Annotated in this window: 6 protein-coding genes; 4 read left to right on the top strand and 2 right to left on the bottom strand. The window is 74.9% G+C overall.

The features are described 5' to 3' along the window. The first annotated feature begins 140 nt into the window (after positions 1 to 140). The 4 genes from AB0K51_RS30895 (at position 141) to AB0K51_RS30910 (ending at position 7028) form a co-directional block, all read left to right on the top strand. A complete protein-coding gene (locus AB0K51_RS30895; protein ID WP_363460882.1) occupies positions 141 to 1397 on the top strand; it encodes a hypothetical protein in 1257 nt (418 codons plus the stop codon). Between the two features lie 73 nt (positions 1398 to 1470). Continuing rightward, on the top strand, positions 1471 to 4806 hold the full coding sequence (locus AB0K51_RS30900; protein ID WP_363460884.1) for a right-handed parallel beta-helix repeat-containing protein: 3336 nt from the start codon (positions 1471 to 1473) through the stop codon (positions 4804 to 4806). Then, positions 4803 to 6071 (top strand): S8 family serine peptidase, encoded by a 1269-nt coding sequence (locus AB0K51_RS30905; RefSeq protein ID WP_363460886.1) that lies wholly within the window; start codon positions 4803 to 4805, stop codon positions 6069 to 6071. The genes AB0K51_RS30900 and AB0K51_RS30905 overlap by 4 nt, the downstream gene beginning before the upstream one ends. A gap of 402 nt (positions 6072 to 6473) precedes the next feature. After that, positions 6474 to 7028, top strand: a complete 555-nt coding sequence (locus AB0K51_RS30910) for a sigma-70 family RNA polymerase sigma factor (RefSeq protein WP_363460888.1) — start codon at positions 6474 to 6476, stop codon at positions 7026 to 7028. 121 nt (positions 7029 to 7149) lie between these two features. Here the strand turns inward: AB0K51_RS30910 and AB0K51_RS30915 are convergent, their stop codons facing one another. Together AB0K51_RS30915 and AB0K51_RS30920 are read right to left on the bottom strand one after the other, a co-directional pair. Then, positions 7150 to 10005, bottom strand: a complete 2856-nt coding sequence (locus AB0K51_RS30915) for a BTAD domain-containing putative transcriptional regulator (RefSeq protein WP_363460890.1) — start codon at positions 10003 to 10005, stop codon at positions 7150 to 7152. A gap of 92 nt (positions 10006 to 10097) precedes the next feature. After that, a complete protein-coding gene (locus AB0K51_RS30920) occupies positions 10098 to 11042 on the bottom strand; it encodes a LamG domain-containing protein (protein ID WP_363460892.1) in 945 nt (314 codons plus the stop codon). Positions 11043 to 11291 lie beyond the last annotated feature (249 nt).

Below are 11291 nucleotides of genomic sequence, written 5' to 3' on the forward strand. Positions count from 1 at the left end.
CCGGGCCGTCGAACCGGACGAGAGCACCTGAGACCGGCCGCCGGACGTTCCGGCCGGCCGGTCGGTCGTGTCAGGGCGAAGGGCCCGGACCACACCGCGGACATCGCGAGGGACTTGGAGAGGCAAGGGGGTTGGCACACGTGGACAGGAACCAGCAGGCCGGCGAGGCAGGCACCGGCGGCGGCAGCGCCGTCGGATACCGACTGCCCGCCGTGGCCTGGGCCGTGGAGGCGGACCAACCCGCCGTGGCGCCGGCCGAGGCACCCACCGCGGTGCAGCCGGCCGTCCGGACCGGCGTACTGACGGACGGTCAGGACCAGGCGCTGACGCAGGGTCAGGGCGATGGCGCGGCCCGGGGCGCGGTCCCCGCGCTGCCCGGCGAGGCCGCGGCGCAGCAGCAGACCGAGGTGCTCGGCCTGCCCGTCGCGGTGCCGGACACCGGCGAGACCGCGGTCGGGCGGCCCGGCCGGATCTCCAGGCCGATGATCGCCGCCGCGGCGACCGCCGGCGTGGTGCTGATGGGTCTGCCGCTGATCATCTCGCACCTGGGCGGCAAGGGCCCCGGCCCCAGCCTGCCGCCCGTTCCGCCGCCGGGCTTCACCCAGCAGGGCGGCGGCCCGGACGGCTTCGTGCCGGGCTTCGACAACCACGGCAGTGCGGCCGCCGCCGGAGCGGGCGCCGGCCTGGTCGTGGCTTCCCCGACCGCCTCGCCCACCCAGACGCCCGCCGAACAGCCCGCCGCCCAGCCGGACACCCAGGCCGACGGCCAGGGCGCCGCACCGGGCCGCCCCGCGGCCAAGCCCACCCATGCCGCCGGCGGCGGGGGAGCGGCGCCCGCCCCGGCCGCACCCCCCGCCGCGCCGCCCGCGCCCGCCACCTACCAGGGCCTCACCGGCCCGTGGTGCGCCAACGCCGGCACCGACTTCCTCAACTACAACTGGTTCGACGAGGGCCAGACCGGCTGGAACGTCGGCGCCGGCGGCGGCTGGACCGCCGACAACTGCCACGGCAAGTTCGTCGCCATGCCGATGTCCGGGGACGCCGACCAGGACATGGACAGCGCCATGGAGTGGACCTTCACCACCGGCCAGGTCCACAGCGGCAGTTGCCGGATCAGCGTGTACATCCCGAACAGCTCCGACGTGAAGCTGGTCGGCGGCACGGCCGCCTACTACACCGTGCAGAACCAGTTCGCCCGCGGCGCCGGCACGACCGGCTCCTTCACCATCGACCAGACCGCGCACCGCGGCGCCTGGGTCGACTCCGGCAGCTTCCCGGTCACCAACGGCCAACTCGCCGTGGTCCTGCACGACCGCGGCCTCGACTGGTCCGGCACCACCAAGACCTACGCGCACCTCGCCGCCTCCGCGCTGCGGGTCAACTGCACCGCCGACTGACGGCGGCTCAGGTCACCAGCGGCGCACGGGCGGACGATGCGCCGACACGTACCACGAAGGGGAGAGACAGGAAATGTCGCGCCATGTGCTGACCGTGTGCGCCGAGGCGCGGGCAGGTTCCTACCGCACCATCGGCGAGGCCCTGCAGGTGGCGCGCAGTGGTGCGGTGATCTCCGTGCGGCCCGGCCGCTACGAGGAGAACCTGGTGATCACCAAGATGGTCACGATCACCGCCGAGGAGTCCCGCGGCACCGTCAAGGTCGCCCCGCGCAGCGGCGTGGTGGTGCAGGTGGTGGCCGAGGCCGTCCAACTCACGGGACTGGTCCTGCAGGGCCAGGACGAGGAACTGCCCGCCGTCGACGTGCCCCGCGGGCAGGCCGCGCTGCAGGACTGCGAAGTCGTCGGCGGCTCCTGGACGGCGGTGCTGACCAGGCAGAACGGCTCACTGGCGATGCGCGGCTGCCGCGTCGTCAACCCGGCCGGCGCGGGCATCGTCGAGACCTCCAGCGGCACCAGCGTGATCGAGGACTGCATCATCGAGCACCTCGCCACCTCCGCCGTGGTGATCGGCGAACGCGCCAACCCCGTGGTGCGCCGCACCGTCATGCGCGACGCCCGCGGCAACGGCGTCTGCGCCAACGGCGAGGGCCGCGGCTCGATCGAGGACTGCGAGATCTCCGCCACCGACAAGCCCGCGCTCGCCCTGGAGGAGAACAGCTCCACCCGGGTCCTGCGCACCTCGATCCGCGACGTGCTGGTCGGCGCCTACGTCTCCTCCAACTCCCGCGTGGTGATCGAGGACTGCACCGTCACCGGGACCGCCGGGCACGGCATCGCCATCGCCGGCGGCGCCGACCCCGAACTGCGCCGCTGCCGCACCTCCCGCACCAAGGGGCACGGCATCCACGTCACCGCCCGCTCCCGCGGCAGCTTCCAGGAGTGCGAGGTCAGCGGCGCCGACGGGGTCGGCATCTTCGTCGGCGAGTCGTCCAGCCCCAAGTTCTCCCGTACCGCGGTCCGCGACTGCGGCGACACCGGCGTGCAGCTGGTCGCCGAGAGTGCCCCCGAGTTCGATCGGCTGGAGGTGCGCGACGTGGCCGGCACCGGCGTCACCGTCCAGGACGGCGCGAACCCGCTGCTGCGCCGGCTCACCGTGCTGGACGTGCGCGGCCACGGCGTCGAGCTGACCCGCGGCGGTCGGGGCCGGCTCGAGGGCTCCGAGATCGGTTCCACCGGAAAGGCCGGCGTACGGATCGCCGAAGGCGCCAACGCCTTCCTCGGCAACACCTCGGTGCGGGACGCCGGTTCGGCCGGCGTGTCGGTCGGCGGCGGGGGCACCGCCACGCTGCGCGACTGCGACCTGGTGGACTCCGCGCACGACGGTCTGGTCGTCGAGGACGGCGGTGAGGCCACCGCCACCCGCACCCGGGCCCGCGGCAACCGCCGCCACGGCATCCTGATCGCCGAGGGCGCGCGGGCCTCACTCACCCAGTGCGAGGCCCTCGACAACAGCATGGACGGCGTCCGGATCGACTCCGTCGAACCCGTCCGGATCACCGACACCACCGTGGCCGAGAACCGCGGCTCGGGCCTGCGCCAGACCAAGCCCAGCAACCGGCTGATGGTCGAGACCCTCACCACCCGCGACAACGGCATGCCAGACGCGCACGGAACCGCCGCCGCCGAGACCGGCGGCGGGGGTGCCCCCGGCGAGCCGCTCGGCGCCCCCGGTCAGAGCGCCCGGGTCGACCCCGAAGGCCCGCTCGCCGTGCTCGACTCCCTGGTCGGCCTGGCCGGCGTCAAGCAGCAGGTCGCCACCCTGGTCAACCTCAACCGGCTGGCCAAGCGGCGCGAACTCGCCGGTATGCCCGCCCTCCCGATGAGCCGTCACCTGATCTTCGCCGGACCACCCGGCACCGGCAAGACCACCGTGGCCCGGCTCTACGGCTCGATCCTGGCCGAACTCGGCGTGCTGCGCAGCGGCCACCTGGTCGAGGTCGCCCGGGCCGACCTGGTCGCCTCGATCATCGGCGGCACCGCGATCAAGACCACCGAGGTGTTCACCTCCGCGCTCGGCGGCGTGCTCTTCATCGACGAGGCCTACACCCTGTCCCAGGGCGGCGGCAGCGGCCCCGACTTCGGCCGGGAGGCGATCGACACCCTGGTCAAGCTGATGGAGGACCACCGCGAGGACATCGTGGTGATCGTGGCCGGCTACTCGGAGCAGATGCGCGGCTTCCTCGACTCCAACCCCGGCCTGGCGTCCCGCTTCAGCCGCACCATCGAGTTCGAGAACTACTCCGACCAGGAACTCACCACCATCGTCGAGATGTCCGCCACCGGGCACGGCTACCAACTCGCCGACGGCACCCGGGAGACCCTCGCCGCGCACTTCGAACGGATGTCGAAGGGCGCCGACTTCGGCAACGGCCGGGCCGCCCGCAAGGTGTTCGAGGAGATGGTCGACCGGCAGGCCTCCCGGCTGGCCCTCCTCCCCGAGATCGCCCACGCCGACCTCGCGGTGCTGCTTCCCGAGGACGTCGACGCCGAGACCGCCGCGGCCCTGGCCGGACCGCCCGAGCCGGCCAAGACCGAGCTGCTCGACGAGCTCCGCGCGATGATCGGCCTGCCCGCCGCCAAGCAGCAGGTCGAGGACCTGGTGAACCTGATCAAGCAGGTCAACCGCCGCAAGGAGGCCGGTCTGCCGACCGCCACCATCAGCCACCACCTGGTCTTCGCGGGCCCGCCCGGCACCGGCAAGACCACCGTGGCCCGGCTCTACGGCCGACTCCTCGCCGAACTGGGCGTGCTCCCCGGCGGCCAGCTGATCGAGACCGCCCGCGCCGACCTGGTCGGCCGGTTCGTCGGACACACCGCCCAGCTCACCAAGGAGGCCTTCGAACGGGCCCGTGGCGGTGTGCTGTTCATCGACGAGGCGTACACCCTCACCCCGCGCGGGGGCAGCGGCAACGACTTCGGCCAGGAGGCCGTCGACACCCTGATGAAGCTGATGGAGGACCACCGCGACGAGGTGGTGGTCATCGTGGCCGGCTACTCCGACGAGATGGACGGCTTCCTCGCCTCCAACCCCGGCCTCGCCTCCCGGTTCTCCCGGCAGATCGCCTTCGAGCACTACAGCGACGAGGAGCTGGTCGCCATCGTCGAGAAGCAGTCCGACTCGGCCGGCTACACCCTGGCGCCCGAGACCACGGCCGCCCTGCTGGCGTACTTCTCCGGCGTCCCGCGCGACCGCACCTTCGGCAACGGCCGCCTGGCACGGCAGACCCTGGAGACCACGATCACCCGCCAGGCCGGGCGACTCAGCCGACTCGACATCGACGACCTCGCCGAGCTCAGCATGCTGCTGCCCGAGGACCTGCCGCTGGCCACCGCCGGACGGCCGGCATGACCCGCCGCCCGCCCGGCCCGAGCGGCCGCACGTCCGGCCCGAACCGCGGGACCGCCGCCCTCACCGTGGCCGCCGTGCTGGCCGGCGTGCTGCTGCTGCCCGCCACGCCCGCCCTGGCGGACACCCCCACCCCGGCGGCTTCGCCCAGCGAGGCCACCACACTGCCCGGGCTCGCCCAGTCGCTGACGGACTATCAGCAGAACGGCTGCCGCAAGCCCTCCGAGCAGACCACCACCCGAATGCCCTGGCCGCAGACCTACCTGCGGCCCGAAGCCGCCTGGCCGCTCAGCCAGGGCGCCGGCGTCACCGTCGCCGTGCTCGGCTCCGGGGTGGACGACACCGCGGGCGTGCTCGGCCCCCGCCTCACCGTCGGCCCACGGCAGTACGACGCCGGACCCGCTGCGGACTGCGTCGGCCACGGCACCTTCGCCGCCGGACTGATCGCCGCCGCCCGCCGGCCCGGCGTCGGCTTCGCCGGACTCGCCCCCCAGGCCGGCATCCTCGCCATCGGTGTCACCGACCAGGCCGGCACCACCAACGGCGGACTGCTCGCCGGCGGCATCCGCGCCGCCGCCGACGCCGGCGCCCGGATCATCGCCGTCGTCGCCGCCACCCCCGCCGCCAGCGCCGAACTGGCGGACGCCGTCCGCTACGCCCAGGCCAGGGGAGCCCTGCTGATCGCCCCCGCCGGCTCCGACAGCGGCTGGCAGGGCCAGGCCTACCCGGCCGGGTACCCCGGGGTGCTGTCCGTAGCCGCGATCGGCCCCGGCGGCACCCAGAAACAGGGCCTGGCCGCCGACATCCGGGTCGACCTGGTCGCCCCCGGCGAATCGGTGATGAGCACCGGACCGGGAGGCAAGGGCTACTACACCGCCACCGGGCCCAGCTACGCCGCCGCGCTGGTGGCCGGCTCCGCCGCCCTCGTCCTCGGCTACCGACCGGACCTGACGGGCGATCAGCTCGCCCACCGGCTCGAAGCCACCGCCTACCACTCCGGCGGCGCCGTCCCCGACCCCAAGCTCGGCTACGGCACCGTCGACCCGGTCGCGGCCGTGACCGCGGTCCTCCCCGGGGAGCAGGCCGGTGGAGCACCCCGTCCGACCGCCCCCGGCACCCCGCTCGCCATGCCGCCCGACACCGGCCGCTCCGCCGCGAGCGACGGCTACGCCGTGAGTGCGGGCGCCCTCGGCGCCGCCCTGCTGGTGGCCGGTGCCGCCGCGGTCGTCCCGCGCGGCCGCAAGCGCCGCTGGCGCCCAGGGGAGTAGCAGCGAGGAGGCGCGGTCGGGCGCAGTAGTGCGGGAGCTGCGGGAGCTGCGGGAGAGGGCTCCGGCGGGCCGGCTTCCGAACGGCGGGACCAGGCGGTGCGCCCGGTCCCGCCGAGGCGTTTCCCGGGCCGGTGCGGGGTGCCAACGGGCGCTTCCGGCGGGCGCCAACGGGCGCTGACGACGGCGCCAACGGCACCCGCCAACGCGACGCAGGACCGGCGTTGGCGGGGCGTTGGCGGCCTCGGCGGAGTTGGGGAACCGTCGAGATCGCGACAAAAGCCCTGGTCAGGCCGCTAACGAGGGAATAGGAAAGAACGTTGGCAGTTCATTGGTGGCGCGTTGGAACCGCCTGCGACTCTGAGTACCGGTCAGAGAAGACATTCTCAGAGCAAGGGGAGAGCCATGGCGAGCACGGCAGCACAGACCACCGCACCGCGGCAGACGCTGGACCAGGACACCCTGGCCGAGCTGTACCGCCTGCACGCCCCGTACCTGCTGCGGGCGCTGCTCCGACTCACCAGCGGTGACCGCGGCAAGGCCGAGGACATCCTGCAGGAGACCTTCGTCCGGGCGTGGCAGCACCCCGAGGCGATCTCCCGCGGGCCCGAGTTCGCGCGCCCGTGGCTGTTCACCGTCGCCCGCCGCATCGCCATCGACCACTTCCGGATGCAGGCCGCCCGCGCCCAGGAGGTCGCCGACGACGCCCCCGAGGAGCGCACCGCCGGCCACGACCCGTACGAGGAGGTGCTGGCCTCCCACGACCTGCGCCGGGCGCTCGCCGAACTGCCCGACCACCAGCGCCAGGTGCTGGAGGAACTGCACCTGCGCGACCGCTCGGTCGCCGACGCCGCCGCCGTGCTCGGCGTCCCGGCCGGCACCGTCAAGTCCCGGCACTTCTACGCGCTGCGCGCGCTGCGCCCGGTGCTGGAGCGCCGCGGCATGCTGGCCGCCTCCTGAGCGGCGGCCGGCGCCGCCGAGCAGCACTGGCAGCACGAGCAGCACGAGCAGCGCGAGCAGCACCGGCAGCACGAGCAGCACGAGCGGCGCGAGCAGCACCGGCGTCGAAGGGTCGCGGCCGTCAGGCCAGCTGCTCCAGGCGCCGGGTGAGCAGTGCGACGGTCCGGCCGTCCTCGCGGCGGCGGTACAGCTCGATCGCGGCGCGCAGCCGCTGCCCGGCCTCCACCGGGCGGCCGAGGGCCGCCAGGAACTCCCCGAACCAGCTCTCCACGATCGCCCGGACGTGGTCGTTGCCCTGACGGGTGCTCAGTTCGATCACCGCCAGCCAGGCGTGCTCCGCCTCGGCGACCCGGTGCAGCAGGCCCAGCGCCATCGCCTCACAGGCCATCGCCGCCATCAGCGCGTGGCCCGGCGGGCGGTCCGACAGCAGCGCGCAGGCGTGCCGCGCCTGCTCCAGCGCCTCCTCGGGCGCGCCGTGGCGCAGGTCCGCGAAGCAGACCACGTGCAGCGTGTACGCCTCCGACCAAGGGTCGCCGGCCGCCCGTGCGTCGGCGAGCGCCGCCTGCGCGTACTTCCGGCTCAACTCCGGCTCGCCCAGGTTGAGATGGGCGTCCGCCAACGGCACCAGGGTGCGCACCCGGCCGAGCGGATCGTCCGGCGGGTTCTCCTCCAGCGCCTGCCGCAGGTGGCGGACCGCCTCGTCCAGCCGGTTCAGCTCCTTCAGGGCGAAACCCAGCGAGGCCCGGGTGCGCGGCCTGGCCAGCGGATCGGCGGAGTGCTCGGCGGCCCGCATGCCGGCGGTCGCGCAGTCGATCCACGCGCCGAACGAACCCGAGGCCAGGAACAGACCGGTGACGTTGTCCGCCAGCCGCCAGGCCCGCTCGTAGTCGCCGGCCGCGGCGCAGCGGTCGACCAGCGAACGGATCGCGTCCTCCTCGCGACCGAGCCAGCGCAGCGCCTCGCGGACGTCCCGCTGTCGGGGCAGCGCCGCGGGGGAGTGCTCGACCGCGCGGTGCTGGCCGTGGTCGCGACCGGAGACCAGGGTGTTGGCGGCCGCCGTGGCCGCCAGGTAGTAGTCGGCCAACCGCGCGACCGCGTGGGCCTGTTCGGTCGGCGGCAGTTCCTCGGCGAGCAGGTGCAGGCAGTACAGCCGGACCAGGTCGTGGACCTCGTAGCGGCCCGGGCCGGCCTCGGTGACCAGGTGCAGCGCGGCCAGCGCGTCCACCGCCCGGCGGCCCTCGGCGGGCGGGCAGCCGAGGAGCGCGGCCGCCGCCAGGGCGTCCAGCTGGGTGCCCGGGTGGAGCGCCACCAGCGGCAGCAGCCGCGCCCCCTCCGTCGGCAACTGCCGCCTGCTGAGCATGAGTTCACGGGCCACGCTGATCTCGCCCGGGGTGCCCAGGCTGCTCAGCCGCATCCGTTCGTCCTCCAGCTCGCCGACCAGGTCGGCGACGGTCCAGCCGGGACGCGACGCCAGCCGGGCCAGCGCGATGCTGAGCGCCAACGGCAGCCGCCCGCACAGCTCGACCAGCCGGCGCGTGGCGTCCTCGTCCGCGACCGCCCGGGCCCGGCCGACCCGGCGCTCCACCATCTCCCGGGCGGCCTCCGCACTGAACGGGCCGACCTGCAGGAAGGCCGCCGCCTCGCGCACCAGCAGCTCGTTGAGGGCGTGGCGGCTGCACACCACGGTCAGCGAGGCCGCGCCGTCCGGCAGCAGCAGCTCCACGTCGTCCGCGGCCAGCGCGTTGTCGAGGACCACCAGCAGCTTCCGGCCCCGGGTCTGTTCCCGGTACAGGGCGGCGCGGGCCGACGCCCCGTCGGGGATCTCGTCCTCGCGGACGCCCATCGCGCGCAGGAAGCCGTGCAGCAGGTCCGCCGGGTCGGCCGGGCCGGCCGCGTTGAAGCCGCGCAGATCGGCGTAGAGCTGCCCGTCCGGAAAGGATCCGGCGGCGGCGTGCGCCCAACGGACCACCAGCGAGGTCTTGCCACTGCCGGCCGCGCCCGCCACCACCGCCACCCGGACCTGCCCCCCGGGGCCGCCCGGTCCCGCGGCGGCGCCTGACCCGGCGGCGCCTGATCCGGCCGTGCCTGACCCGGCCGCGTCGCTCGGCGCGAGCCGGTCCAGCCAGCTCCGCTCCGCGACCCGCTCCACGAAGCCCGAGAGCGGACGCGGCAGCAGCGACGGCACCAGATAGGTGTCGGCGGGCGCCTGGTCCGCCGCAGGTTCCGCCGCCGTGCGCTCCGGGGCCACCGCCGGCTCGCTCACCGTCCTGAGCGCACGCCGCAGCGACTCGCCGGGGTCGGCGCCGAGCTCCTCGGCGAGCTGTCCGGCCGTGCGGTGGTAGACCTGCACCGCCTCCGCGCGGCGCCCCGCCGCGTCCAGGGTGCGCATCAGCAGCGCCGCCAGCGGTTCGCGCACCGGATGCGCAGCCACCGCGCGCTCCAGCTCCGGCACCGCCCGCTCGGCCTGGCCGGCCGCCGTCAAGGCTCGCGCCCAGGATTCCACGGCGCGCAGCCGCAGCCCCTCCAGCCGCTCCGCAGCGGCCCGCACCTCGGGGCTGTCCGGCAGGTCGGTGAGCGCCGGGCCGCGCCACAGCGCCAGCGCCTGGTCGAGCAGTTCGACGTCCGCGCCGCCGCCCGCAGACGCCGCGCCGAGCAGCGCCTCGAAGCGGTACGCGTCGACGGTCCCGGGGTCGCCGACCAGCTCGTAGCCGCCCGGCCGGGTCCGCACCTCCAGGCCGGAGCCCGCCAGCGCCTTGCGCAATGCCGCGATGTGGCCCTGCAGCGCGGCCTTGGCCTGAGCAGGCGGCTCGGACTCCCACAGCGCACCCAGGAACCGCTCCACCGGCACGGTCTGACCGACGTTCAGCGCAAGCAGGGCCAAGGCGGCCCGGCGCTTGGCACCCGCCAAGGCCAGTGGCGCCCCGTTCGGTCCCGACAACTCCACCGGTCCGAGGATCCGGATGTGCGGGACTGTCACGTTTCGGCTCCGATCTGTGCGCGTGCACGCATGCTACCCCCACCCGGGACGCCCCCGGCGACGGCGGGCACCGGGCCGTGGCGGGGAGGGGCTCAGCGCGGGGGCATCAGCCAGGAGTGCGCGGCCGGCGGCACCGAACCGGGGACGAACGGGATCGCGCCGATCTCCCCGTCCGCCAGCGGGCGCGACCACAACTGGACCTCGCCGACCGCGCCGACCCAGTCGCCGGTCCAGCCGTCCGGGCCCGGCGCGACCCGGCCGAGCTTCAGCGTGCCGGTGCGGCGTACCGGCCCGGCCACCGGCGCGGACGCGGCCAGAGACCCGTCCACGTACAGCTTGATCTGCCCGGAGGCCGGGTCGTAACTGCCCGTCAGCACCGTCCAGGTGGTCTTCGCCGCCTTCGGCCGGCCGAGTGCCTGGACCACCTTCCCGTCCGGACCGGCCACCTCGAACACCCAGTGGTTCTCGGTGCCGGTGAAGTCCCGGCCCAGATTGAACGAGAAGCCGCCCGCAGTGCCCTGGGACACCGCCGAACGGTCGCGGGTGGACGCCTCGTTGTACACCCGGGCGGAGATCGTGAAGCCCGTCCCGGCGTCGTCCGGGACGGTGCCCTCGGCGTACGCCGTCGAGTTGCCGTCCAGATGCAGCACCCCTGGGCGGCCTTGGTACGGGCCGACCTCGCCCCGCCCCGTGGCGGTCAGCGGCGCCGAGCCCGCGCCGTCCGGCAGCGGGACCGGCGGTGCGGACGGCGGCGGGCTCGCGCTCGTGCCCGCGTTCGCGACCGCCGCAGCCGCCGGCGTGTCCGCACCGCCGTCGAACGTCAGCACCGCGCTGGTCACGGCGCCCGCCGCCAGCAGCGCCCCCGCCGCCACCAGCAGCCGCCGACGGCGGCGCCGGCGCACCGAGTAACTCTCCGCCATCTTCGCCCAGTTCGGCATCGGTCGGGGGGCCTTGCGCGGACGCGCGGGCGGCTCCTCGGCCGGTGCCGGCACCTGCTCGTGTTCCGTCCGCGGCTGTTCGAACGCCTCGCTCACCATGCTCTGCCTCCGTCTGCTGCTCCACCGGCCGCACCCGCGCTCTCCCCGTGGGCCCGACCGGACTCCTGGCAGGGAACACGGCTCGTGCGGCGGCGCGGGTTCACCCGGTGGAGCGGCGGCGAACCGCCCGGGCCCCGGCGTGCGCCACGGCGGTGGGTCTGTAAAAAGAACGGTGTAACTCCCGATCAAGGAAGTAGCACCTGATGACAGACGTGACCGTCTCGGCCGAGGCCGTGGAGGCCGGGCGGC

This window comes from Kitasatospora sp. NPDC049285 (assembly GCF_040678815.1).
GTDB lineage: Bacteria > Actinomycetota > Actinomycetes > Streptomycetales > Streptomycetaceae > Kitasatospora.

Excerpts from the sequence above, each read along its gene's own strand:
- AB0K51_RS30900 (WP_363460884.1), top strand. The coding sequence starts at position 1,471 with ATGTCGCGCCATGTGCTGACCGTGTGCGCCGAGGCGCGGGCAGGTTCC.
- AB0K51_RS30905 (WP_363460886.1), top strand. The coding sequence starts at position 4,803 with ATGACCCGCCGCCCGCCCGGCCCGAGCGGCCGCACGTCCGGCCCGAAC.
- AB0K51_RS30920 (WP_363460892.1), bottom strand. The coding sequence starts at position 11,042 with ATGGTGAGCGAGGCGTTCGAACAGCCGCGGACGGAACACGAGCAGGTG.
- AB0K51_RS30910 (WP_363460888.1), top strand. The coding sequence starts at position 6,474 with ATGGCGAGCACGGCAGCACAGACCACCGCACCGCGGCAGACGCTGGAC.